The sequence below is a fragment of the Chitinophaga niabensis genome (genome assembly GCF_039545795.1).
Classification (GTDB): domain Bacteria; phylum Bacteroidota; class Bacteroidia; order Chitinophagales; family Chitinophagaceae; genus Chitinophaga; species Chitinophaga niabensis_B.
This window is the reverse complement of sequence record NZ_CP154260.1, coordinates 454196-476495: the sequence shown is the minus strand read 5'-3', so window position 1 is coordinate 476495 and position 22300 is coordinate 454196. Positions and strand designations below refer to the sequence as shown.

Here is a 22300-nt window from a genome sequence, read left to right as displayed (position 1 = left end):
CTGCAATGATACAGGGGGCGCGTTATTTATTATACAATAAATTAAAACTGCTACTCTCTGATCATCTCCAGTACAACCTTTACCACATCTTCCACATTCGGTTTGGAGAAATAATCCCCGTCAGTTCCATATGCCGGACGATGCGGTTGGGCAGCCAGTGTACGCGGCGCTACGTCCAGGTAACGATACCCTCCCTGTTTTTCCATCACATGCTGGAACATAAATGCTGTTCCACTTCCCGGAACATCTTCATCTACAAACAGGATGCGGTTTGTTTTCTTTAAAGACTCCACGATAGAATGGTGAATATCGAAAGGCAGTAAAGTCTGTACATCTATTAACTCACAGGAAATACCCTGCTGATCAAGGCTCTGCATGGCTTCTTCTATGATGCGTAAAGTAGAACCATAAGAAACGATGGTAATATCCGATCCTTTATGCAACACTTCCGGAATTCCCAATGGTACGGTAAATTCTTTAAGATTCTCCGGCAGCCGCTCTTTCAGGCGGTAACCGTTCAATGATTCGATCACTATTGCAGGTTCATGTGCCTGCAGTAACGTATTGTACATACCAGCCGCCTGTACCATGTTCCTCGGAACACAGATGTGCATGCCACGCAAAGAATTAATGATCATCCCCATTGGTGAACCGGAGTGCCAGATACCTTCCAGGCGGTGACCGCGTGTACGTACAATGATCGGGCAGAATTGCGTACCCTTTGTTCTGTATTGTAAGGAAGCAACATCATCACTGAGTGGCTGCAGACCATATAACATATAATCCAGGTACTGGATCTCTGCTATTGGACGAAGACCACGTAAAGCCATACCAATGCCCTGCCCCATAATAGTCAGTTCACGGATACCGGTATCGGATATACGCTCTTTGCCATGTTTCTGTTGCAAACCTGCAAAACCCTGGTTCACATCACCGATCTTACCTACATCTTCCCCGAAAGCGAATACCAGCGGGTGATAAGAGAATAATTGATCGAAATATTTATTCAGTATTTCATAACCATTCAGCAGCTGTGCATCTTCAGCATATTCAGCAGGTACTTCCGCTACTTCAAGCGCGGAGTTGGCTCCAGTGGCATGAAGGAAAGTATTGTAATTCTCTTTTTCCTGCAGAAGAAGGTTATCGTAATAAGACTGCATTTCATCCAGGCCAGCGGAGAAATTACGTGGGTGCCTGAAAATAATGCCGAAAGCACTTTTCAGAATATCCCTACGCTGTGGTTCACGGTTAGCCGCAATCTCCTCCATCAGTTGTGAAACATATGCAACATCTCCACGGCCTTCATCCAGGATAACCTGGCAACGCTCAAGGAACAATTGCACCTGGTCTTTAATAGGTGCTATATATTTATTCCATGCGTTTCTACGGCCTTCCTGCGCGATGATCTTTGCTTCTGCTTCAATCTGCTGCAGGGCAGCATCATCAGCCAGTGCATTTTCCAGCAGCCATTGACGCATCTTTCTGTTACAGTCAAAATCTTTTTCCCATGCCAGGCGCTCACGGCTTTTGTAACGTTCATGAGAACCTGAAGTAGAGTGCCCTTGTGGCTGTGTGATCTCTTCCACATGGAAAAGAACAGGAACATGTGTTTCGCGCGCTTTGCGGATCCCTTCCTCGAAAGTTTCACACAAGCCCGCATAATCCCATCCCTTTACATTATATATTTCGAAACCGTTTGTATTCTCTGTTTTTCTGAATCCTTCCAATGCAGCACTGATAGAGCCTTTTGTGGTTTGATACTTCTTGGGTACAGAAATACCATAACCATCATCCCAAACAAAAACAACTAAAGGCACCTGTAAAACGCCTGCCGCATTCATGGTTTCCCAAAAATGCCCTTCGCTGGTGGAAGCATCGCCAATAGTAGCAAAACAAACCTCGTTTCCATTACGGGAAAGGTGCTCATACTGCTGTAATTCAGGCACTTCGCGGAACAGCTTGGAAGCATAAGCAAGCCCCAGTGCCCTTGGCATCTGTGCAGCTGTTGGCGCCATGTCTGCAGCGCTGTTCTTCATGGAGGCAAGGTTTAACCAATTGCCTTCCATATCTATATTGGAAGTGGAAAAATGAGAATTCATCTGCCGGCCGGCAGAGAAAGGATCATGATTGATATCAGGATCAGCATAGAGTTGCGAGAAAAACTGCTCTACAGTAGCAATTCCGCTGGCAAACGCAAACGTCTGGTCACGGTAATACCCTGAACGGAAATCACCCGGCTTAAAGTATTTAGCCATAGCGATCTGCGCAATTTCCTTACCATCGCCAAAAATGCCAAACTTGGCCTTACCGGTCAATACTTCCCGGCGGCCCAATAAGCTAACTTCCCTACTGATACAGGCTAGCCTGAAATCACTCAATACTTCCTTGCGGAACTGCTCAAATGACAACTGGCTCTGCATATTCATAGCTAATTCGTTGTTTTCGATCATGCTTACCTGGTTAAAGCACAAATGTAGTGGAAATTGATGAATGGGTAAATGCCCTGTTGATTTCCTCAAATATTTAAATTTTTAAGAAATTTTTAATATCTTGATATCTGCGGTTCAATTTTTGGCCGTAAATTTGTTGAGGAAACTGGTAGGAACTATTACGTTTTAACCGATCGATAAAAACCAAATTAAAAAAGATGAAAACAATTATCTTATCCCTATTTGCAAGTTTGCTGGTAAGCACTGCGGTGTTTGCCCAGGCACAGAATGGATCTGGTGCAACGAATGCTGTTGATGCCAAGGTGAAATTTAAAAAAGATAATATTGATTTTGGTGTAACCAAATTCAATAAACCCGTAACGATCACATTCGAATTCACGAATATCTCCAAAGAGCCTGTATTGATCGAAAAGGCCACCGCCAGTTGCGGTTGTACTGTTCCTAACTGGACGGTAGAACCTATCCTTCCTGGTAAAGCCGGTAAGATCACTGCAACTTACAGCGCCAATCAGGTAGGTAAACCGCAAAAAACGATCTATCTTAAATTGAAAGGAGTTGAACAGGAGAAAGAATTGATCCTTACCGGTACGGTAGAAAACTAATCACACAAATCTTTCGCATATAAAGCCTCCGTTCATCACGGGGGCTTTTTTTGTTATACTTCATTACAATACCTTTGCACCGCTAAACAATACACCAAATGCCTAACATCAGTCAGCGTGGACAGATCATGCCACCCTCTCCCATTCGTAAGCTGGTCCCCTATGCTGAAGCAGCTAAGAAGAAAGGGGTTACCGTTTACCATCTTAACATTGGCCAACCGGATATTGAAACCCCTCAGCCAGTGCTGGACGCGGTAAGACATTCCACTTTTAAGATCCTGGACTACAGCCATAGCGCCGGTAATGAAAGCTATCGCCGCAAACTCATTAGTTATTATAAGAAGTTTGATATTACGGTAGATCATACGGAGATCATTGTAACCACCGGTGGTTCAGAAGCTATCCTGTTTGGTTTTATGGCCTGCCTGGATCCCCAGGATGAGGTGATTGTACCGGAACCTTTTTACGCAAACTATAATGGATTTGCCACAGAAGCGAACATCAGCATCGTTCCTGTTACTTCATCTATTGATACCGGCTTTGCTTTGCCGCCAATAGCAGACTTTGAAAAAAAGATCACGCCTAAAACAAAGGCCATCCTCATCTGCAACCCTAACAACCCTACCGGTTATTTATATAGCCGTGCAGAAATGGAAGTGTTAAAAGAGATCTGCCTTAAACATAATCTCTTCCTCTTCTCTGATGAAGCCTACAGAGAATTCTGTTATGACGGGGAAAATATCTCCGCCCTGAACCTTACGGGTATGGATAACCATGTGGTGGTATTCGACACTATATCCAAACGGTACAGCGCCTGTGGTGCACGTATCGGGGCTGTAGTTACCCACAACAGAACAATCCTTGACTCCGTGATGAAGTTTGCACAGGCCCGCCTTAGCCCGCCCAGTTTCGCTCAAATTGCTGCAGAAGCTGCGGTAGACCTTCCTGATAACTACTTCGATGGCATCAAGGCTGAATACCAAAGCCGCCGCGATACCCTGGTATCCTTACTGAATAAGATCCCCGGCGTATTCTGCCCTAATCCGGGCGGAGCATTCTATGCAATGGCGCGTTTACCCATTGATGATGCGGATAAGTTCTGTCAGTGGCTGCTGGAGTCCTTTTCATATGAAGAGCAAACCGTTATGTTATCTCCTGCTACCGGTTTTTATGCCACTCCGGGGCTTGGAAAGCAGGAAGTGCGGTTAGCTTATGTAATAAATAAGGAATCTATCACAAAAGCGATGAAAGCGCTGGAAAAAGCGCTGGAAATCTACCCCGGAAAAATTTAAATCTTGCCAATAACCGGGTAAAAACCGGGAAGATCATGTTAAAAAAACATTATTCTTCTGAAACATGACAAAAATCATGTTTCTCAATTTGGTGGCTGGAATGCTTATGAATAGTGGATATTTGCATTAAAATAAATTCTATATATCATATTTTGGCAAAAACATCCATTTTTTACAACATTGTTGTTTTGAAATACGATTTTATTGTCTATTTTTACTGTGTAATCAGGACGCAAAGGAAGATAAGTTAGATAGTAAAAATTTGAATACATGTTAGACAAAATTCTAAACCTGCTTAGCAAAAATTTAACTTGTATAATTTTGACAAATGGGAAAATGGCGCGACCTTTGCATTATCAACATTATGTAAAAAAACGGCGACAAACTAAAACGTTTTAGCTAATCAACATATTTTTGTATCAGTTTTTCATAACGTGGAATTTATAAAGGCAAACGGCTCTGTTCACAGAGCCGTATTTTTTTTCCCTAATATCAAGAATTATCTTTTTCCAACCGATTGCAATTTAAAATCCACGATTTCAAGGAAATTTCCGTCATAATAGCGGGCAGATCATTATTATTTTTTCATATTATTGTCATGTAATGAAAAGACAAGGTGGGTATTGTGCTTAACTGCATAGTACCTTTCGCTAGTTTTCATAACGTGGAATTTTAAAATGCAAAGGTCCCGATTCCTCGGGACCTTTCCTTTTAAATGAGGTCAATGAAATGGGGTCTCCCCCATTCCATTATATTTCTACATATTCGACTTGATCATAGTAAAGAAGTCATCAAACAAATAGCGGGAATCGTGCGGACCGGGAGTAGATTCCGGGTGGTATTGCACAGAAAACGCAGGTTTGTTCTTAATGCGGATCCCTTCTACAGAATTGTCGTTCAGATTAATGTGGGTAATTTCCACATTTTCAGAAGCTGCCACAGCCTTTGCGTCTATCGCAAAACCATGGTTCTGGGTAGTGATCTCACATTTACCGGTCAACAGGTTCTTCACCGGATGGTTCAGTCCACGGTGACCGTGATGCATTTTATAAGTAGGAATGCCATTAGCCATAGCCAATAACTGATGCCCCAGGCAAATTCCAAACAGCGGACGATCTGCGGCCAACACCTGTTTGATCGTATCTACCGCATAAGTCAGGGGAGCCGGATCGCCAGGACCATTGGAGATGAAATAAGCGTGAGGTTTGAAAGTTTCGCATTCTGCAAAAGTAGTTTGCGTAGGATGTACTTTCAGGTAAGCACCTTTTTCTGAAAGGCATTTCAGCATGTTACGCTTTACGCCGTTGTCAATTACTGCTATACGGATCTCTGCATTGGGATCACCAATGAAATAAGGTTCTTTCGTTGAAACTTCTGCACACAATGCCAGCCCTTCCATGGATGGAACTTTGGCCAGTTGCGCCTTTAATTCCGCTTCATCGAGTATTTCGGAAGAAATGATACAATTCATGGCTCCTTTACTGCGGATATGCGAAACAAGCGCGCGTGTATCCACTTCATGTATGGCTACCAGATTGTTTTCTTCAAGGAATTGAGCGAGGGAAGTATCCGCCATCTTGCGGGAGAAATTATGGGCGATATTCTTACAGATCAACCCGCTGATCTTTACACTGCTGCTCTCCACATCTTCATTCTTGGTACCATAGTTACCTACGTAACAGTTGTTCATGATCAGCACCTGTCCCTTGTAGGAAGGATCTGTGAACACTTCCTGGTAGCCCGTCATCCCTGTATTGAAACAAAGTTCTCCGGAAGCTGTTCCAACTTTTCCGAAAGCTTTACCATGGAAAACGGTGCCATCTTCTAATAACAGCATGGCTGGCTGTGATGATCTGGTAGTCTGCGGCATTTCTTCTTACCCTTTCTTTTTTTATGTTCCCGGAAGGAACGGTTAAAACTGTGCAAAGTTAGGGCATGATTTTGAATTTTGGACAGGTTATTTAAGATCAATTTAATCTCGCTGATCCCATCACCTTTTCCGCTATCTTTCTGCCGGTTTCATCATTCCCCCGGTGTGTTACCAACAACTGTACCCGGGTACCTCCTTTTACCGCTACCAGGCTGTTGAACTCTATGGGTGAGGATTGTTTGTAAATATAACTACCATGCTGCAGTATAGCCTGCTGCCCCAGGATGATGACCGGTTTTTCTGTATAAGTGAACTGTGATACCCCCTCTTCCCTGCTCAGTTGATTGGCCGCCTCTTTAGATGCCAGTTCCAGGCCAATATAATTGTCTGCCAGGTAAACCACTTCGTCCATCCTTATCACCAGCCCTTCCCCGGTACTTCCCCCTTTAAAGGCTTTCAGGCGCATATTCGGCTGATCCTTAACAGATACAGGAGATAAGGACAAGGGAGTCTGTATTTGAAGCATATTCCCTCTGAAAGTACGCCAGTTATCAGTATTCAGCATAGTAACAGGAACGGCCGGTTCCTGGAACATTTTAACCAATGCTGGTCCATAATAAGCGCCCAGCGTACTGCAGGCAATCAATACCACAATACTGGTGATCAAAGCTGTTTTTTTCCGGAGATCAAACCCCTGGCGGCGGCGCTTTTTCATGATCGCTTCATACTTTGCTTCCGGTACGCCTATTTCCATTTCATATGCAGCAAAAGTGCTGTTGGGGTGCTGAACCTTCCAGTCTGCATAATTAAAGGGGAATTTTTTACTGCAATGGTCGCAGAAAGTGATGTATTCGGATTTTAAGGGGCTATGCTCTGCGCAATAACCGCACTTCAGGTAGTACATAGGATATAGGTTTTCGACATATCAAATATAGTAAATATTTAATTTGTTTTAACCTTTAGGCTGGGAATGTTCACAATAAAAAAGGGACAAAGCGAAATGCTCTGTCCCTCTTAATATAATATTCAGTTCTTTAAAACTATTCAGCAGCTTTTTCTTCAGCAGCAGGTGCAGCAGCATCATCTGCTTTTTTCTTAGCACCACCGGCACGACGAGTTTTCTTAGCAGGTGCTTTTTCAGCTTCCGCAGTTTTACCATAGATCTCGTTGAAGTCTACCAGTTCGATCAAAGCTACTTCAGCATTGTCACCATGACGTTTGCCCAGCTTGATGATACGGGTGTAACCACCTGGACGGGCAGCGATCTTTTCGCTGATGGTTCCGAACAGTTCCTTGATGGCTTCTTTATCCTGCAGGTAGCTGAATACAACACGGCGGTTGTGTGTATCGTCTGATTTACCACGTGTTAACAGTGGTTCGATATACACGCGCAGCGCTTTTGCTTTAGCTAATGTAGTTTGAATACGTTTGTGGCTGATCAGCTCGCAAGCGAGGTTACTCATCAGACTCTTACGGTGAGCAGCAGTGCGGCTCAGCTTGTTTAATTTTACTCCGTGACGCATGACATTGTTTTGTTTGTGTTCCCTTGCACCGTGTCAGGAATTACAAGGTACTTGTTATAAAATACAAATCACGGATGCTTTACAGCTATCCGTGATTTGTGCTATACAGATTTTATTCTTCGTCCAGTTTCAGTTTGGACAGGTCCATACCGAAGTGAAGACCTCTTTCGCCGAGTACCTGCTCGATCTCGCTGAGTGATTTCTGACCGAAGTTCCTGAATTTCATCAGTTCCTCCTGCTCGTATTGAACGAGTTCGCTCAGGGAGTTGATCTTTGCAGCTTTCAGGCAGTTGAATGCACGAACGCTCAGGTCCAGATCTTCCAGCGGAGTTTTCAGGATCTTGCGGAGTTGCAATGTTTGCTCGTCTACAACATCTTCTTTCTCAGTATCCTTGGTATCAAAGCTGATATTTTCATCAGTGATGATCATCAGGTGCTGGATCAGAATGCGGGAAGCTTGTTTAACTGCTTCTTCAGGATGGATAGTACCGTCCGTGTGAACTTCCATGATCAACTTCTCATAGTCAGTCTTTTGTTCAACCCGGGTGTTCTCGATGCTATACTTTACATTCTTGATGGGTGTAAATACAGAGTCGATGGCGATGTATCCGAAGATTGCATCTTTGGGTCTGTTCTCTTCAGCAGGAACGTAACCGCGACCTTTACCGATCGTCAGTTCAATATCCAGCTTAGCAGAAGGATCCAGGGTGCAGATCAGCAGTTCAGGGTTCATGATCTGGAAAGAGTTGGTTGCTTTCTCGATCATATCTGCACGGAACTCTGTTTTACCTTTGATAGAGATCTGAATTTTCTCGCTTCCTACTTCATTCTCAACAATCTTCTTGAAACGTACCTGTTTCAGGTTGAGGATGATCTCAGTAACGTCTTCAGTGATCCCTTTCAGGGTAGCAAACTCGTGATCGGCGCCTTCAATCTTTATTCCCACAATGGCATAGCCCTCCAATGAAGACAACAGTACACGGCGGAGCGCGTTACCAACTGTCACACCGTAACCTGGTTCTAATGGACGGAATTCGAATTGAGCTTCAAAGTCCGTGGACTTCTGCAAAACGATCTTGTCAGGCTTTTGGAAATTAAGAATTGCCATTGATATGCTTGATTTATGAGTTTAACTTATGTTACACAGCTATAGCCACCAGCAGGCGGCTATAACATATTACTTAGAGTACAATTCCACGATCAGTTGTTCCTTGATGTTCTCAGGAACGCTTTCTCTTTCAGGATATGCAATGAAAATACCTTTCATGTCTTTTTCATTCCAATCCAACCAGCTGAACTTTGGATTCTTTCCGCGGATGTTGCTGGTGAGGGAAGTGTTACCGGCTGTTTTATTTTTCAGACCGATCACATCTCCTGGTTTCAGTTGTAAAGAAGGAACGTTCACTACAGTACCGTTTACAGTGATGTGCTTATGCGCAACAAGCTGACGGGCTGCAGGGCGTGAAGGTGCGATACCAAGACGGAAAACTGCGTTATCTAAACGAGCTTCCAGTAATTTGATCAATACTTCACCGGTAACGCCTTTTCTACGGGTAGCTTCTTCGAAAAGGTTACGGAACTGGCGCTCTAATACACCGTAAGTGTATTTAGCTTTTTGTTTCTCTCTCAGCTGTAAGGCATATTCGCCCAGTTGTTTACGTTTGCGTTGTGCACCGTGTTGACCGGGAGGATTGCTGTTCTTACCTAAATACTTGCCATTTCCTAAAATGGGCTCGCCAAAAATCCTTGAGATCTTGGTCTTGGGTCCTGTGTACCTTGCCATGTTGTTTGGTTCAGATTTTTAGTTTCGATGTACGCTCATTTAAAAATCTTAAAATTCGATCGTACACCCACATTGTTTAAAATAAATATACTAATTATACATTACGAATACGAATTACCTGATACAAATGTTCATTGTAACAGATAATTCGTAAAAATAAATGTCTTTTCTATACCCTTCTCTTCTTAGGAGGACGGCAACCGTTGTGAGGCAGCGGCGTCACGTCTTTGATCAGGGTTACCTCGATACCGGAGTTAGCGATAGCGCGGATAGCACTTTCACGACCGGCACCTGGGCCTTTTACAAATACATCTGCTCTTTTCAAACCTGCGTCAAAAGCGGTTTTTGCAGCATCTGAAGCAGCCAGTTGAGCAGCATAAGGAGTGTTCTTTTTGGAACCCTTAAAGCCCATTTTACCGGCAGAAGACCAGGAGATCACCTGACCTTGCTTGTTAGTGATGCTTACAATGATGTTATTGAAACTAGCAGAGATATGTACGTCTCCGAAGTTATCCACCTTTACTACCCTCTTCTTAGCGGCAGCTTTTGTATTAGTTGCTTTTGCCATAATTCGTTAAAATTCCAACTATGAGATTCCAAATCCCGTTTTATATAAAAACCCTTTATGCTGCCAGTTCCCGGATCTGGAAAGAGGGAGACCAGCAAAGGGATCTTACTATTTCTTTGGTGCCTTCTTCTTTCCGGCAACGGTTTTACGTTTACCTTTACGGGTACGGCTGTTGGTACGGGTACGCTGACCTCTAACCGGCAGACCTTTCCTGTGACGGAGACCACGGTAGCATGCAATATCCAGCAAACGTTTGATGTTCATCTGAACCTCAGAACGCAGCTGACCTTCTACCTTCAGTTCGCTGTTAATGATATTCCGGATGGCGCCTTGCTCGTCATCATTCCAGTCTTTCACTTTTTTGTTAAGATCAATGCCTGCTTTCTCCAGGATATACACTGAGGTAGAGTGACCAATACCAAAGATATAAGTCAGACCTATTTCGCCTCTTTTATTTTTAGGAAGATCAATACCGGCTATACGTGCCATATTAATTGTTTAATTTATAATTCGTTTAAATGAATACAGAAACTGATTAACCCTGACGTTGCTTAAAACGAGGATTCTTTTTGTTGATCACCAGCAAAACACCTTTGCGGCGAACGATTTTGCAGTCTGCACTTCTTTTTTTGATGGAAGCTCTTACTTTCATGAGTCAAAAGTTATAGTCTAAAGTTATTTTCTATTTATACCTGAAAATTATACGGCCCCTGCTCAGATCGTAAGGACTCATCTCAACGCCGACTTTATCACCGGGCAGGATGCGGATATAGTGCATTCTCATTTTTCCAGAGATGGTGGCCAAAATCTCATGTCCGTTTTCCAGTTTTACCCGGAACATAGCATTTGATAAGGCTTCTAGAATAATACCATCCTGTTTAATGAGTGCCTGTTTCGCCATAAAAAATTTTAGGAATGCAAAGATACCACAAAAAGTTATTAAACTGAAAAAAATACCATAAATAATCTTTGGAAAAGCGGCACTGTGTGGATAACTTTTGACAGACGTGGTTATGACCGCAAAAACTCATTCAATATCAGGCTATTACAAAGTGTTTTATTTCAGAATCTGCAACGGGGTTTGATCTATGATCTACCCGGTTTTTAAAACCAGATGGCAAATATAGGCTTTTCTAGTGACTTCCGGCACTAAATGCCCTAGTTCAGATAAGCAGAGTTAATAGCAGGATTGTTCTTCTCCGCCACTTCTATTCCTGCAAAAGTGGATAAAACATCCGGTTTACCTTTCATGACTGCTACTGTATGTTCATAGTGTACAGAAGACTTACGGTCGCGTGTTACCACTGTCCAGCCATCTTCCAGGTATTCCACATCACGGGTACCCAGGTTCACCATAGGTTCAATGGCTATCACCAGGCCTTCTTTCAATACGGCTCCGCTGCCCCTGCGGCCATAATTCGGCACTTGCGGATCTTCATGCAGGTTACGGCCCAAACCATGCCCTACCAGCTCTCTAACCACCCCGTAGCCACGTTCTTTCTCCACATACTCCTGGATAGCATAAGCAATGTCTCCTACCCTGTTGCCTACAATCGCTTTTTCAATCCCTTTGTTAAGGGCTGTTTTGGTAGCAGCCATCAGTTTTTGTACATGGCTGGGGATCTCTCCTATGGCAAAAGTGTATGCGCTGTCTCCATGAAATCCTTCACTAAATACGCCTACATCCACGGAAACGATATCTCCGTCCTTTATAGTGTACCCGTTGGGGATGCCGTGTACTACGGCTTCATTTACGGAGATACAGCATGTATTGGGAAAACCTTTGTAGTTCTTGAAGGAGGGCACTGCCCCGTGATCCCTGATGAATTGCTCTGCAATCGCATCCACATCCAAGGTACTCATGCCGGGTTTCAGCCTGCTGGCCACTTCTGCCAGTGTAGCACTAACGAGTTGAGCGCTTTTACGGATCAGTTCTATTTCTTCTTTCGTCTTGTAATGGATCATAACGTGCAAAATTATGGAAAAATCTGATTGTTTCCTTATGAACAGCAGAATGACCGCAGTGGTTCAGGAAGCTGAAAAGTATGACAAAAAAAACACCAGGAATCAGAGACTCCTGGTGCACTATATCTTTAATTCTTAAGACTGTTTTGATCAGGCGTTAGCCGGGCTGGTTCTGCCTTTGATCCTGCCGGAACTCATCAGGCCATCATAGTGGCGCATGAGCAACTGGCTTTCGATCTGCTGCAGGGTATCCAGGATAACCCCTACCATGATCAGCAGTGATGTACCACCGAAGAAGGTAGCGAATGCTCCGTTGATACCTACCGCGGCTGCAACACCGGGGAGGATACCTACCAGTGCCAGGAAACATGCACCGGGAAGGGTGATGCGGTCCATAACAGCTCCGATATAATCTGCGGTGGCTTTACCGGGTTTAACACCAGGTACAAAACCATTATTACGTTTCATCTCATCCGCCATTTGGGTAGGATTGAAGATCAGTGCTGTGTAGAAGAAGGTGAATACTACTACCAGTACTGCGTAGATCAGGTTATAATAAGCATTTGTATGATCGCTGAATATGCGGATAAATGCAGATGCTCCTTCGTTGTTTGTTGCAAATCCGATGGCAGTAGCCGGGATGAACATGATGGCCTGGGCAAAGATGATGGGCATTACACCGGCAGCATTCACTTTCAGGGGAATGAACTGGCGTACACCACCATATTGTTTGTTACCAACAATGCGTTTTGCATAGTTCACAGGGATCTTGCGGGTACCTTGTACCAGCAGGATAAGACCTACTGTGATCAGGATGAAGAAAGCGATCTCTACCAGGAATATCAGCAATCCGCCACCTGCACCGGTTGTTTTGAGCGACAGCTCCTGCAACAGGGCTTCTGGCAGACGGGCGAGGATCCCGGTCATGATGATGATAGAAGTACCGTTACCAATACCTTTATCTGTGATCTTTTCTCCTAACCACATTACGAACAATGTACCAGCAGTGAGCACAACGGTAGTAGACAACCAGAACATGAATGAACCATATTCAGGGATGAGTGCGCTACCGGATTGTGTTCTGAGGTAAGCCACATACGCGCTGGCCTGGAAAGCCGTAACAATTACGGTCAGGATACGGGTATATTGGTTGATCTTCTTCCTTCCGCTATCTCCTTCTTTCTGCAGTTTCTGGAAATAAGGTACAGCGATGGTGAGCAGTTGAATAGCGATAGACGCTGAGATATAGGGCATGATACCCAGGGCAAAGATGGAAGCGCGGGAGAATGAACCGCCGGCGAACATATTGAAGAGGCCCAGGATGCCTTTTTGAGACGTCTCAGAGAATTTTGCCAGCTCATTGGGATCGAGACCGGGAAGGGTGATATAGGAACCTACGCGGTACACCAGTACCAGAAGCAGCGTGGTACCAATGCGTTTACGCAGGTCCTCGATGCTCCAGATGTTCTTTATGGTTTCGATAAATTTCTTCACAGGAAGATAAGAGTTTAATAACGCGTGTAAAATTCGAAAAGACGCACTACTCCGTAGGCGCCTTCTCTATCGTAATTTCTTAAACCAGTTCTATTGATCCGCCAGCTGCTTCGATTGCTGCTTTAGCTTTTTCACTGATCGCGTTCACTTTCAAAACAACTTTGCTTTTCACTTCTCCTTGACCGAGTACTTTCACTTTAGCTGTTTTGTTGATCAGGCCGTTCATGTACAGGTTTTCAACGGAGAATTCCTGCAGACCGTATTTTTCGATGATCACATCCAGGTCACCTATGTTGAATACTTTATATTCAGTACGGGTGATAGGAATGAAACCACGTTTAGGCAAACGACGTTGAATAGGCATCTGACCACCTTCGTGACCTCTTTTGCTGGCATAACCAGTATTGGATTGAGCACCTTTGTTACCTTTCGTAGCAGTACCACCTTTACCGGATGCTTCACCACGACCTAAACGTTTTGATTTATGTACTGCGCCTTGTGCAGGCCTTAAATTCTGTAAACTCATAATTTTAATTGTTTTACTTACGCGGAAATCAACCGCTCGCTTTTACAATGATAGTTCAAAAAAGTAAGAAGCCAAATGTAATTGTTTTTTTTACATTATGCGTTTACATTCTCCACCTTTACCAGATGGTTCACGGCACGCACCATACCCAGTACCTGGGGGGTTGCTTCTACTTCAACAGTGGCATGCATCTTTTTCAGACCAAGCGCCTTAAGGGTCAGCTTTTGTCTTTCCGGACGGTCGATACCACTTTTTACCTGAGTGACTTTAATCTTTGCCATTTTACTTTATATATTCCTAATTAGAAATAATGCTTATCCGTTGAATACCTTCTTCAGGGAAATGCTACGGGTTTTAGCAATCTGCATCGGTTCGCGCAACAGGCCCAACGCTTTGAAAGTAGCTTTCACCACGTTGTGGGGATTTGCAGAACCCAGGGATTTAGCCAGAACGTCTGTAATACCAGCGCTTTCCAGCACAGCACGCATAGAACCCCCCGCGATCACACCAGTACCGTGAGCGGCTGGTTTGATCAGTACTTTCGCTGCACCTTCCTTCGCCAATTGGTCGTGAGGAATAGTACCGTGGTGTACGGGGATTTTAATCAGGTTCTTTTTAGCGTCATCGATCCCTTTAGTGATGGCTTCCTGTACTTCCTTGGCTTTACCAAGGCCGTGACCTACCACACCGTTCTCATTACCTACTACTACCAGCGCGGAGAAACTGAAAGTCCGGCCGCCTTTGGTGGTTTTGGTAACCCTGTTGATAGCTACAACCTTCTCTTTCAGCTCAAGATCGCCAGCTTTTACTTTATTGAATGAATTCTTTGCCATTTTTATTTAATAAGAATTACGATATCAGATTGATTAAAATTGCAGTCCACCTTCACGCGCGCCTTCAGCTGCTGCTTTTACACGACCATGGTAGAGGTAACCACTCCTGTCGAATACGCAGGTTGTGAGTCCCAATGCTTTGGCTTTAGTAGCCAATGCAGCGCCCACCAGCTTTGATTTCTCGGATTTGGTACCTTGCTGGGCTTTGATATCCTTATCACGGGAAGAAGCGGATGCCAGGGTAGTGCCATTGGTATCGTCAATCAGCTGCACATAGATATCCGCGTTGCTGCGGTAAACCGCTAAACGAGGGTGTTGTGCAGTTCCGCTGATCTTTTTACGGATCCGGTAGCGGATATTTTGTCTTCTGTCTGTTCTTGTACTCATTATGAAGTGTATTTAAGGCCCGATGCTGCCGGGACTATTACTCTTTATTAATTATTAATGCTGTTAGCTTTTACCGTTTATGCCGCGTTGCGGATGGTATTATTACTTACCGGCAGATTTACCAGCTTTCTTACGTACCACTTCACCTGCATAACGAACACCTTTACCTTTGTATGGTTCTGGTTTGCGGAGGCTGCGGATCTTGGCAGCAACCTGGCCCAACAGTTGATTGTCTATACCTTCCAGCATGATCTTCGGGTTCTGACCTTTTTCTGTGAGGGTTGCAACCTTCAGTTCAGATGGTATTTCGAAGATAATGTTGTGAGAATAACCTAAAGATAGATCTAACAACTGACCCTGGTTCGCAGCTTTGTAACCCACACCCACCAGCTCGAGTTGTTTTTTGAATCCTTCAGATACGCCTGTAACCATGTTAGCTACGAGTGCACGATACAAACCATGCAAAGCGCGGTGACGGATCTGATCAGTAGGACGGGAGATAATGATCTCACCATCTTTTACTTCCAGTTTGATATCACGGTCCATTTCTTTCTTCAGTTCACCCTTGGGACCTTTAACCGTGATCTCGTTAGCAGGGGATACAGTTACTGTAACGCCGCTGGCCAATTTAATAGGACTTCTTCCTATACGTGACATAATCAGTCAGTTTAATTGTGTTGTGTAATTCAGGCATTCCGTGTTCAGCGCCGGAAAAAGAAGAGCTTAATTGTCAGAATGCCATCAATCCCGCCTTTTGCAAGGCGGGATCAGTTATATTAATAAACGAAGCAAACTACTTCGCCACCTACGTTCTGTTGTTTCGCTTCCTTATCGGTCATAACACCTTTGGAAGTAGAAATGATAGCGATACCGAGACCATTCTTGATGCGTGTAAAACCATCAGGTTTGGAATACTGGCGCAGACCCGGGCGGCTGATCCTTTGCAGGTCAGTGATCGCTGGTACTTTAGTTTGCGCATCGTATTTCAATGCTATCTTAATGAGGCCTTGTTTGTTGTCCTCTTCGAACTTGTATTTCAGGATATAACCTTTGTCATACAAGATTTCGGTAATACGTTTCTTCAGTTTTGAAGCCGGAATTTCCACGATCCTGTGATTTGCCATTTGGGCGTTACGGATGCGTGTTAAAAAATCTGCTATTGGATCAGTAACCATTGTTTCGAAAAAATTTAAAACAGTTAGTACAATGCGATATCCAATCGAAAAAGAAAGGAATCAAGTTAATCTGCGAGTAAGTAATTCAATCGGAATTACCAGCTTGCTTTTCTTACACCAGGGATCTTACCTGCCAGTGCCATGTCGCGGAACATGTTACGACATACGCCAAACATGCGGATATATCCTTTTGGACGACCGGAGAGTTGGCATCTGTTGTGCAGGCGAACGGGAGATGCGTTTTTAGGCAGTTTGTCCAGCTCAGCATAATTACCCTCTGCTTTCAAAGCAGCGCGTTTTTCTGCGAACTTGGCTACCATCGCTTCTCTCTTCCTTTGTCTGGCTTTTACGGATTCTTTTGCCATAATTGATTATGAAATATTAATATTAGTTTTCTTTTCTGATGTTCTTGAAAGGCATACCCAGTTCTTTCAACAGCTCATAAGCTTCTTCGTTGGTTTTGGCAGTGGTCACGAAAGTGATATCCATACCAGTCATACGGGAAACTTTATCGATGTCGATCTCAGGGAAGATGATCTGCTCTGTAACACCCAGGGTATAGTTACCACGGCCGTCAAAAGCTTTTTCGTTGATACCTTTAAAGTCACGAACACGGGGCAGGGATACAGAGATCAGCCTGTCCAGGAACTCGTACATATTTACACCACGCAGCGTAACACGTGCACCAATTGGCATGTTTTTACGCAGTTTGAAGTTGGAGATGTCCTTTTTAGACATAGTAGCAATAGCTTTCTGACCAGCGATACGGGTCATTTCATCTACTGCAACATCTACCAGTTTCTTATCACCAACCGCACCGTTGATACCCTGGTTCAGGCATATCTTGGTAAGGCGGGGAACCTGCATTACGCTTTTATAATTGAATTTCTTATGCAAAGCAGACACCACTTCGTTACGGTATTTAGTTTGCAGCCTGGGTTGATATGATGTGTTTGCCATTATTTGATTACCTCCCCTGATTTTTTAGCGATACGAACTACTTTACCATCCTGTTTCTGACGAGCTACACGTGTAGGTGCGCCAGCCTTTGCATCCCATAACATTACGTTAGAGATAGCAATAGGAGCTTCTACCTTTACAATACCACCTTTGGTATTCTGGGCAGAAGGTTTGGTGTGTTTAGTGATGATGTTCACGCCTTCCACTAATACACGGCTTTTGTCAAGAATTACTTCCAACACCTTGCGGGGTTTGGTCCGGTCTTTGTCATCACCGGTAACCACCACAACCAGGTCGCCTTTCTTAATGTTGAACTTAGGCTTAAATCTAGTTTTCATCTGTTTGTTTATTTATAAACGCCAAACGGAACACCTGTTCCACTTGATTAATATTTATGTCGTTTTTTAAACGGGCTGCAAAGATATGCAAAGAATTCGGATCTTGAATTCCAGCTTTCAGATAAAGGTAATTTTCATATATATTACCCTTATTCTCAAAATCTTTAATTCCAGATCCGAACGTATATTTTACTCCTTAAAGCACTTCTGGTGCCAGGGAGATGATCTTCATATATCCTTTATCGCGAAGCTCACGTGCAACCGGACCGAATATACGGGTACCGCGTGGCTCGTCTGAGTTATTCAGCAATACAACGGCGTTGTCATCGAAGCGGATGTAAGAACCATCTTTACGACGGAGTTTCTTCTTTGTTCTTACAATAACAGCTTTGGTTACTGTGCCTTTCTTTACACCACCACCGGGGATAGCGTCTTTTACAGTCACTACAATCTTATCACCCACACCTGCATAATCCTGACCGGAGTTGCCGAGTACGCGGATACAGAGCACTTCTTTAGCGCCACTATTATCAGCTACGTTCAGCCTTGATTCTTGTTGTATCATCGTAATACGTTGTTAATTGTTTAAGCAGAGGCTGCGTATCAGTTGATGACGGGCAGCTTGAAACAAATGAATAATTACTTTACTTTAGCGATCACTTCCACCATGCGCCAGTTCTTGTTTTTGCTTAACGGGCGGGATTCCATGATACGTACGGTATCACCAATGCTGCACTCGTTCTTTTCATCGTGTGCCATGAACTTGGTGGTTTTCTTAATGAACTTACCATAGATCGGGTGTTTCACTTTACGTTCAACTTCAACAGTAATGGTTTTATCCATTTTATTGCTGGATACCAGTCCGATCCTGGTTTTTCTTACTTTTCTTTCTTCGGTCATTTTGAAAGGTATTTTACTCCCTAAAGAGATAATTTATCGTTTTTACTGGTTAATAGCTATCACTAGAAACCCAACGCTCTTCTGCGCAGTTCAGTCTGGATACGTGCGATGTCCCTTCTGATGAAGCGGATGCTCATCGGATTTTCGATCGGTGTTACCGCGTGGCTGAACGTGACCTTTTTCAAGCGCAACTTCTCTTCAGACAATTTGTCTTTCAGATCTTGTTCAGTCAGGCCTTTAAGGTCCAGTATTGCTTTTGGCATTTTTTAAAATTTTGTTCTGGTTATCAGGTTTGTTTACTTGATCAGGTTTAATACGCTGGTGCAATTAAGCAACATAGTCGCGGCGCACTACGAATTTCACTTTGATCGGCAGTTTCTGTGCAGCCAATTCCATAGCTTCTTTAGCTACTTGCATGGGAACACCGTCTGCTTCAAACAGGATGCGACCGGGCTTTACTACGCATGCCCAATGGTCTGGAGCACCTTTACCTTTACCCATCCTCACTTCCAACGGCTTGGCGGTGATTGGTTTGTCCGGGAAAATGCGGATCCACACGTTACCTTCACGCTTCATATGCCTGGTCAGCGCCACCCGCGCAGCTTCTATCTGACGGTCTGTGATCCACTTAGGTTCCAATGCTTTAAGGCCGAATGAACCGAAAGAAAGAGCTGCGCCCCTCTTTGCGTTACCTTTGATGCGGCCTTTGTGCATCTTCCTGTGTTTCGTTCTCTTGGGCTGTAACATCGTTTATGTTGTTAAAAAGTTTGTTTAATTAAGTTTCAACAGCTGTGTGATTATTTACGAGGACCACGGTCTCCACCACCTCTTCTATCACCGCCACCACCACGGTTGTCTCTTCTTTCACCACCACGATCTCCGCCACCACGGTTTCCACCGCCCTGATGACCACCGCCTACGCGGCCTTCACCATCTTTGCCGGATACAGCGTTAGGATTCAGATCACGTTTACCCAGTACTTCACCTTTACAGATCCACACTTTGATACCGATCTTACCGTAAACAGTAAGCGCGAATAAAGAAGCGTAGTCGATATCCATACGGAAAGTATGCAGGGGCACGCGGCCTTGTTTCATTTCTTCGGAACGGGCGATCTCAGCACCACCTAAACGACCACCGATCTTAACCTTGATACCTTCTGCACCCATACGGAGAGCGGTAGCAATAGCCATTTTGATAGCACGTTTGTAGTTGATACGGCTTTCGATCTGTTTAGCGATCGTCTCAGCAACGATGGTAGCATCTATCTCCGGACGGCGGATCTCCAGAATGTTGATCTGAACATCTTCTTTTCCGGTCAGTTTCTTCAATTCTTCCTTGATGCGGTCCACTTCGTTACCACCTTTACCTATGATGATACCAGGCTTAGAGGTATGAATGGTGATGATGAGCTTACCGAGTGTTCTTTCGATCACTACGCGTGAAATGCCGCCTTTGTTGATACGTGCATTCAGGTAAGTCCTGATCTTATTATCCTCGATCAGCTTGGAAGCATAATCCTTTTTGCTCCCATACCAATTAGAGTCCCATCCTCTGATGATACCTAACCTGTTACCAATAGGATTTGTTTTCTGACCCATGTTCTGGTTTTATTTGTCTATGAGTTTTAAATATATTTTTTTCCTACAGCTGGTCTGCTTACTTAGCAGCGCGACCATCTACCACCAGTGTTACGTGATTACTTCTTTTGCGCACACGGTAACCTCTACCTTGTGGAGCCGGACGCATCCTTTTGAGAACACGGCCACCGTCTACAAAAACAGTTTTTACGAACAGGTTAGCATCTTCAACCCTCGCGCCTTCGTTTTTGATCTTCCAGTTTGCTATAGCTGATAGCAAAAGTTTCTCCAGCGGCACGCTAGGGTGTTTAGGATGGAATTTCAAAATATTCAAAGCTTTCTCTGCATCAAGGCCGCGGATAAGGTCTGCGAGCAAACGCATTTTGCGGGTAGATGTAGGATTGTTGTTCAGCTTAGCTACTGCTTCCATTGTGATTAATTTCTGTGTTATATAAGTTTTGTGTCAGCGTTCAGAGAACGGAATGACTACATTTTTTTGTTTGCGTGTCCCTTGAAGTTGCGGGTAGGTGCAAATTCACCCAGTTTGTGACCCACCATGAACTCGGTTACGTAAACCGGGATGAACTTGTTACCGTTGTGTACGGCAAAAGTATGGCCTACGAAATCGGGAGTGATAGTAGAACGACGACTCCAGGTTTTGATAACGGTCCTTTTAGAACCACCCTCGTTCTGTTTTTCTACTTTCTTCTCTAATTTGAAGTCTACGTAAGGACCTTTTTTAATGGAACGACCCATAGTCTTGTTTATTTAAGATTTCAATCCCGGGTTTAACGGGATTGAAACTTGTTAAGCGTTATTATAATTTCTTACCGTTTTTACGGGTGATGATCAGTTTATCTGAGCTCTTATGCGTTTTCCTGGTTTTCAGACCTTTCGCATATTTGCCATTCCTTGATCTTGGGTGACCGCCTGAAGCTCTACCTTCACCACCACCCATCGGGTGATCCACAGGGTTCATGGCCACACCACGCGTACGGGGCTTAATACCTCTCCAACGGTTGGCACCAGCCTTACCGATAGATTGCAGCGCGTGATCAGAGTTAGAAACTGTACCTACGGTAGCCATACAAGTGTTCAGCACTTTACGCAGCTCGCCGGAAGGCATTTTCAACACAGCGTATTTTTCTTCCTTGTTGCTCAATTGTGCATAAGTACCGGCACTGCGTGCGATAGCGGCACCTTTACCAGGTTGCAGCTCGATATTATGAACAACAGTACCCAAAGGCATATTCTTCAACGGTAATGCATTACCCAGTTCCGGAGCAACTTCAGGACCACTGATAACAGTAGCGCCTACCTGCAGCCCGTTCGGAGCAATGATGTAACGTTTTTCACCATCTGCATAGTTCAGCAGAGCGATGAATGCGCTACGGTTTGGATCGTACTCGATCGTTTTTACTGTAGCCGGGATGCTTACCTTATCACGTTTGAAATCGATGATACGGTATTGTTTCTTGTGTCCACCGCCAATGTAGCGCATAGACCTTCTACCTTGCACGTTTCTACCGCCAGTTCTCTGAGCTGGAGCCAGGAGGCTTTTCTCAGGAGTGTCGGATGTCAGCTCTGCATATGCATTACCTATTTTCCAACGGGTACCGGCTGTAATCGGTTTGTACTTTTTCAGTGCCATTTTTCTACTTAATTCAAAATGATTAATAGACTATTTATAATTTGATCTGTATATACATCCAGGTTAGCAGCTTACGCCGCTAACGGCACTGGTATATTATATGTTAGCATACAGATCTATGGATTCTCCTTTCGCCAGTGTTACCACTGCTTTCTTATGGGAAGGTTTGCGGCCTGAGATAAAGCCTGCTTTAGTAAAGCGGGTTTTATTCTTACCTGGAACCACCATTGTGTTAACTTCTGCAACAGTTACGCCGTAGAAATCTTCCACTGCTTTCTTTATCTCCAGTTTGTTGGCTTTTTTGTCAACAATGAAGTAAAAGCGGTTAAACTTTTCAGTCGCCTTGTTTACCTTCTCCGATATCACCGGTTTGATTAAAACATCAGACAGTTTCATCTGTGAA

The 22300-nt window shown here is 44.1% G+C and carries 32 protein-coding genes; 2 read left to right on the top strand and 30 right to left on the bottom strand.

The annotated features are described in order from the left end of the window. Positions 1-50: 50 nt before the first annotated feature. Positions 51-2450, bottom strand: coding sequence for an alpha-ketoacid dehydrogenase subunit alpha/beta (locus tag AAHN97_RS02060; RefSeq protein ID WP_343305906.1), 2400 nt, complete (start codon positions 2448-2450; stop codon positions 51-53). Positions 2451-2647: 197 nt separating this feature from the next. Between AAHN97_RS02060 and AAHN97_RS02055 the strand changes: the two genes are divergently transcribed. Beyond that, positions 2648-3052 carry a DUF1573 domain-containing protein gene (locus AAHN97_RS02055; protein ID WP_343305905.1) on the top strand — a complete coding sequence of 135 codons (405 nt, stop codon included), beginning with the start codon at positions 2648-2650 and terminating at the stop codon, positions 3050-3052. Between the two features lie 98 nt (positions 3053-3150). Then, positions 3151-4344, top strand: coding sequence for a pyridoxal phosphate-dependent aminotransferase (locus AAHN97_RS02050; RefSeq protein WP_343305904.1), 1194 nt, complete (start codon positions 3151-3153; stop codon positions 4342-4344). A 757-nt stretch (positions 4345-5101) separates the two neighbouring features. Here AAHN97_RS02050 and carA read toward each other — a convergent pair. The 29 genes from carA to rplW form a co-directional block, all read right to left on the bottom strand. After that, positions 5102-6214 (bottom strand): glutamine-hydrolyzing carbamoyl-phosphate synthase small subunit, encoded by a 1113-nt coding sequence (carA, locus tag AAHN97_RS02045; RefSeq protein ID WP_343305903.1) that lies wholly within the window; start codon positions 6212-6214, stop codon positions 5102-5104. 97 nt (positions 6215-6311) lie between these two features. Continuing rightward, positions 6312-7118 (bottom strand): hypothetical protein, encoded by an 807-nt coding sequence (locus tag AAHN97_RS02040; RefSeq protein WP_343305902.1) that lies wholly within the window; start codon positions 7116-7118, stop codon positions 6312-6314. Between the two features lie 136 nt (positions 7119-7254). Next, entirely contained in the window at positions 7255-7737 is a 483-nt protein-coding gene (rplQ, locus tag AAHN97_RS02035) for a 50S ribosomal protein L17 (protein WP_074240004.1), read from the bottom strand. 112 nt (positions 7738-7849) lie between these two features. Next, the gene (locus AAHN97_RS02030; protein WP_074240005.1) at positions 7850-8845 is read right to left on the bottom strand and encodes a DNA-directed RNA polymerase subunit alpha; all 996 of its coding nucleotides are present in this window, start codon (positions 8843-8845) and stop codon (positions 7850-7852) included. Positions 8846-8914: 69 nt separating this feature from the next. After that, positions 8915-9520, bottom strand: coding sequence for a 30S ribosomal protein S4 (gene rpsD, locus AAHN97_RS02025; protein ID WP_074240006.1), 606 nt, complete (start codon positions 9518-9520; stop codon positions 8915-8917). Between the two features lie 169 nt (positions 9521-9689). Continuing rightward, positions 9690-10088 (bottom strand): 30S ribosomal protein S11, encoded by a 399-nt coding sequence (gene rpsK / locus AAHN97_RS02020; protein ID WP_074240007.1) that lies wholly within the window; start codon positions 10086-10088, stop codon positions 9690-9692. A 108-nt stretch (positions 10089-10196) separates the two neighbouring features. Continuing rightward, a complete protein-coding gene (gene rpsM / locus AAHN97_RS02015) occupies positions 10197-10577 on the bottom strand; it encodes a 30S ribosomal protein S13 (protein WP_074240008.1) in 381 nt (126 codons plus the stop codon). Between the two features lie 46 nt (positions 10578-10623). Continuing rightward, positions 10624-10740: a 50S ribosomal protein L36 gene (gene rpmJ / locus AAHN97_RS02010; RefSeq protein ID WP_074240009.1), complete on the bottom strand. Its 117-nt coding sequence runs from the start codon at positions 10738-10740 to the stop codon at positions 10624-10626. 30 nt (positions 10741-10770) lie between these two features. Further along, complete coding sequence (gene infA / locus AAHN97_RS02005; protein ID WP_012789309.1) at positions 10771-10989, bottom strand: translation initiation factor IF-1; 219 nt, start codon at positions 10987-10989, stop codon at positions 10771-10773. A gap of 257 nt (positions 10990-11246) precedes the next feature. Continuing rightward, on the bottom strand, positions 11247-12053 hold the full coding sequence (gene map, locus AAHN97_RS02000) for a type I methionyl aminopeptidase (protein ID WP_343305901.1): 807 nt from the start codon (positions 12051-12053) through the stop codon (positions 11247-11249). 150 nt (positions 12054-12203) lie between these two features. Continuing rightward, a complete protein-coding gene (gene secY, locus AAHN97_RS01995; RefSeq protein WP_343305900.1) occupies positions 12204-13547 on the bottom strand; it encodes a preprotein translocase subunit SecY in 1344 nt (447 codons plus the stop codon). 79 nt (positions 13548-13626) lie between these two features. Then, the gene (gene rplO / locus AAHN97_RS01990; protein WP_343305899.1) at positions 13627-14073 is read right to left on the bottom strand and encodes a 50S ribosomal protein L15; all 447 of its coding nucleotides are present in this window, start codon (positions 14071-14073) and stop codon (positions 13627-13629) included. Between the two features lie 95 nt (positions 14074-14168). Further along, a complete protein-coding gene (gene rpmD / locus AAHN97_RS01985) occupies positions 14169-14354 on the bottom strand; it encodes a 50S ribosomal protein L30 (RefSeq protein ID WP_074240013.1) in 186 nt (61 codons plus the stop codon). A gap of 33 nt (positions 14355-14387) precedes the next feature. Next, a complete protein-coding gene (gene rpsE / locus AAHN97_RS01980) occupies positions 14388-14906 on the bottom strand; it encodes a 30S ribosomal protein S5 (protein WP_343305898.1) in 519 nt (172 codons plus the stop codon). 33 nt (positions 14907-14939) lie between these two features. Then, on the bottom strand, positions 14940-15293 hold the full coding sequence (gene rplR / locus AAHN97_RS01975; protein WP_343305897.1) for a 50S ribosomal protein L18: 354 nt from the start codon (positions 15291-15293) through the stop codon (positions 14940-14942). A 102-nt stretch (positions 15294-15395) separates the two neighbouring features. After that, a complete protein-coding gene (gene rplF / locus AAHN97_RS01970) occupies positions 15396-15950 on the bottom strand; it encodes a 50S ribosomal protein L6 (protein ID WP_343305896.1) in 555 nt (184 codons plus the stop codon). A gap of 119 nt (positions 15951-16069) precedes the next feature. Beyond that, positions 16070-16468 carry a 30S ribosomal protein S8 gene (rpsH, locus tag AAHN97_RS01965; RefSeq protein WP_343305895.1) on the bottom strand — a complete coding sequence of 133 codons (399 nt, stop codon included), beginning with the start codon at positions 16466-16468 and terminating at the stop codon, positions 16070-16072. Between the two features lie 95 nt (positions 16469-16563). After that, complete coding sequence (rpsN, locus tag AAHN97_RS01960; RefSeq protein ID WP_074240018.1) at positions 16564-16833, bottom strand: 30S ribosomal protein S14; 270 nt, start codon at positions 16831-16833, stop codon at positions 16564-16566. Positions 16834-16855: 22 nt separating this feature from the next. Continuing rightward, entirely contained in the window at positions 16856-17428 is a 573-nt protein-coding gene (rplE, locus tag AAHN97_RS01955; protein WP_074240019.1) for a 50S ribosomal protein L5, read from the bottom strand. Further along, a complete protein-coding gene (gene rplX, locus AAHN97_RS01950; RefSeq protein ID WP_074240020.1) occupies positions 17428-17766 on the bottom strand; it encodes a 50S ribosomal protein L24 in 339 nt (112 codons plus the stop codon). Before rplX ends, rplE begins: the two co-directional genes overlap by 1 nt. Before the next feature lie 196 nt (positions 17767-17962). Then, positions 17963-18331, bottom strand: coding sequence for a 50S ribosomal protein L14 (gene rplN / locus AAHN97_RS01945; RefSeq protein WP_074240021.1), 369 nt, complete (start codon positions 18329-18331; stop codon positions 17963-17965). 74 nt (positions 18332-18405) lie between these two features. Continuing rightward, positions 18406-18666, bottom strand: coding sequence for a 30S ribosomal protein S17 (rpsQ, locus tag AAHN97_RS01940; RefSeq protein WP_074240022.1), 261 nt, complete (start codon positions 18664-18666; stop codon positions 18406-18408). Positions 18667-18728: 62 nt separating this feature from the next. Further along, positions 18729-18929 (bottom strand): 50S ribosomal protein L29, encoded by a 201-nt coding sequence (gene rpmC, locus AAHN97_RS01935; protein WP_074240023.1) that lies wholly within the window; start codon positions 18927-18929, stop codon positions 18729-18731. Positions 18930-18993: 64 nt separating this feature from the next. Continuing rightward, positions 18994-19413, bottom strand: coding sequence for a 50S ribosomal protein L16 (gene rplP / locus AAHN97_RS01930; RefSeq protein WP_343305894.1), 420 nt, complete (start codon positions 19411-19413; stop codon positions 18994-18996). Positions 19414-19463: 50 nt separating this feature from the next. Next, the gene (gene rpsC / locus AAHN97_RS01925; RefSeq protein ID WP_343305893.1) at positions 19464-20267 is read right to left on the bottom strand and encodes a 30S ribosomal protein S3; all 804 of its coding nucleotides are present in this window, start codon (positions 20265-20267) and stop codon (positions 19464-19466) included. A 58-nt stretch (positions 20268-20325) separates the two neighbouring features. After that, a complete protein-coding gene (gene rplV / locus AAHN97_RS01920; RefSeq protein ID WP_074240026.1) occupies positions 20326-20676 on the bottom strand; it encodes a 50S ribosomal protein L22 in 351 nt (116 codons plus the stop codon). A 56-nt stretch (positions 20677-20732) separates the two neighbouring features. Further along, a complete protein-coding gene (rpsS, locus tag AAHN97_RS01915; RefSeq protein ID WP_074240027.1) occupies positions 20733-21002 on the bottom strand; it encodes a 30S ribosomal protein S19 in 270 nt (89 codons plus the stop codon). Positions 21003-21063: 61 nt separating this feature from the next. After that, the gene (gene rplB / locus AAHN97_RS01910; RefSeq protein ID WP_343305892.1) at positions 21064-21897 is read right to left on the bottom strand and encodes a 50S ribosomal protein L2; all 834 of its coding nucleotides are present in this window, start codon (positions 21895-21897) and stop codon (positions 21064-21066) included. A gap of 96 nt (positions 21898-21993) precedes the next feature. After that, entirely contained in the window at positions 21994-22293 is a 300-nt protein-coding gene (gene rplW, locus AAHN97_RS01905; protein ID WP_074240029.1) for a 50S ribosomal protein L23, read from the bottom strand. Positions 22294-22300: the final 7 nt, after the last annotated feature.

Coding starts and splice junctions, on each gene's coding strand:
- rpsE (WP_343305898.1), bottom strand. CDS start 14,906: ATGGCAAAGAATTCATTCAATAAAGTAAAAGCTGGCGATCTTGAGCTG.
- rpsQ (WP_074240022.1), bottom strand. CDS start 18,666: ATGACCGAAGAAAGAAAAGTAAGAAAAACCAGGATCGGACTGGTATCC.
- rplO (WP_343305899.1), bottom strand. CDS start 14,073: ATGAGTTTACAGAATTTAAGGCCTGCACAAGGCGCAGTACATAAATCA.
- AAHN97_RS02030 (WP_074240005.1), bottom strand. CDS start 8,845: ATGGCAATTCTTAATTTCCAAAAGCCTGACAAGATCGTTTTGCAGAAG.
- rpsM (WP_074240008.1), bottom strand. CDS start 10,577: ATGGCACGTATAGCCGGTATTGATCTTCCTAAAAATAAAAGAGGCGAA.
- rplX (WP_074240020.1), bottom strand. CDS start 17,766: ATGAAAACTAGATTTAAGCCTAAGTTCAACATTAAGAAAGGCGACCTG.
- rpsH (WP_343305895.1), bottom strand. CDS start 16,468: ATGGTTACTGATCCAATAGCAGATTTTTTAACACGCATCCGTAACGCC.
- rplQ (WP_074240004.1), bottom strand. CDS start 7,737: ATGCGTCACGGAGTAAAATTAAACAAGCTGAGCCGCACTGCTGCTCAC.
- rplN (WP_074240021.1), bottom strand. CDS start 18,331: ATGATACAACAAGAATCAAGGCTGAACGTAGCTGATAATAGTGGCGCT.
- rplV (WP_074240026.1), bottom strand. CDS start 20,676: ATGGAAGCAGTAGCTAAGCTGAACAACAATCCTACATCTACCCGCAAA.
- carA (WP_343305903.1), bottom strand. CDS start 6,214: ATGCCGCAGACTACCAGATCATCACAGCCAGCCATGCTGTTATTAGAA.
- rpsC (WP_343305893.1), bottom strand. CDS start 20,267: ATGGGTCAGAAAACAAATCCTATTGGTAACAGGTTAGGTATCATCAGA.
- rplP (WP_343305894.1), bottom strand. CDS start 19,413: ATGTTACAGCCCAAGAGAACGAAACACAGGAAGATGCACAAAGGCCGC.
- rplF (WP_343305896.1), bottom strand. CDS start 15,950: ATGTCACGTATAGGAAGAAGTCCTATTAAATTGGCCAGCGGCGTTACA.
- rpmC (WP_074240023.1), bottom strand. CDS start 18,929: ATGCCAAAAGCAATACTGGACCTTAAAGGCCTGACTGAACAAGATCTG.
- rplE (WP_074240019.1), bottom strand. CDS start 17,428: ATGGCAAACACATCATATCAACCCAGGCTGCAAACTAAATACCGTAAC.
- AAHN97_RS02050 (WP_343305904.1), top strand. CDS start 3,151: ATGCCTAACATCAGTCAGCGTGGACAGATCATGCCACCCTCTCCCATT.
- rpsK (WP_074240007.1), bottom strand. CDS start 10,088: ATGGCAAAAGCAACTAATACAAAAGCTGCCGCTAAGAAGAGGGTAGTA.
- rplB (WP_343305892.1), bottom strand. CDS start 21,897: ATGGCACTGAAAAAGTACAAACCGATTACAGCCGGTACCCGTTGGAAA.
- rpmD (WP_074240013.1), bottom strand. CDS start 14,354: ATGGCAAAGATTAAAGTCACTCAGGTAAAAAGTGGTATCGACCGTCCG.
- infA (WP_012789309.1), bottom strand. CDS start 10,989: ATGGCGAAACAGGCACTCATTAAACAGGATGGTATTATTCTAGAAGCC.
- AAHN97_RS02040 (WP_343305902.1), bottom strand. CDS start 7,118: ATGTACTACCTGAAGTGCGGTTATTGCGCAGAGCATAGCCCCTTAAAA.
- rpmJ (WP_074240009.1), bottom strand. CDS start 10,740: ATGAAAGTAAGAGCTTCCATCAAAAAAAGAAGTGCAGACTGCAAAATC.
- map (WP_343305901.1), bottom strand. CDS start 12,053: ATGATCCATTACAAGACGAAAGAAGAAATAGAACTGATCCGTAAAAGC.
- AAHN97_RS02060 (WP_343305906.1), bottom strand. CDS start 2,450: ATGATCGAAAACAACGAATTAGCTATGAATATGCAGAGCCAGTTGTCA.
- rpsD (WP_074240006.1), bottom strand. CDS start 9,520: ATGGCAAGGTACACAGGACCCAAGACCAAGATCTCAAGGATTTTTGGC.
- rplW (WP_074240029.1), bottom strand. CDS start 22,293: ATGAAACTGTCTGATGTTTTAATCAAACCGGTGATATCGGAGAAGGTA.
- rpsN (WP_074240018.1), bottom strand. CDS start 16,833: ATGGCAAAAGAATCCGTAAAAGCCAGACAAAGGAAGAGAGAAGCGATG.
- AAHN97_RS02055 (WP_343305905.1), top strand. CDS start 2,648: ATGAAAACAATTATCTTATCCCTATTTGCAAGTTTGCTGGTAAGCACT.
- rpsS (WP_074240027.1), bottom strand. CDS start 21,002: ATGGGTCGTTCCATTAAAAAAGGTCCTTACGTAGACTTCAAATTAGAG.
- rplR (WP_343305897.1), bottom strand. CDS start 15,293: ATGAGTACAAGAACAGACAGAAGACAAAATATCCGCTACCGGATCCGT.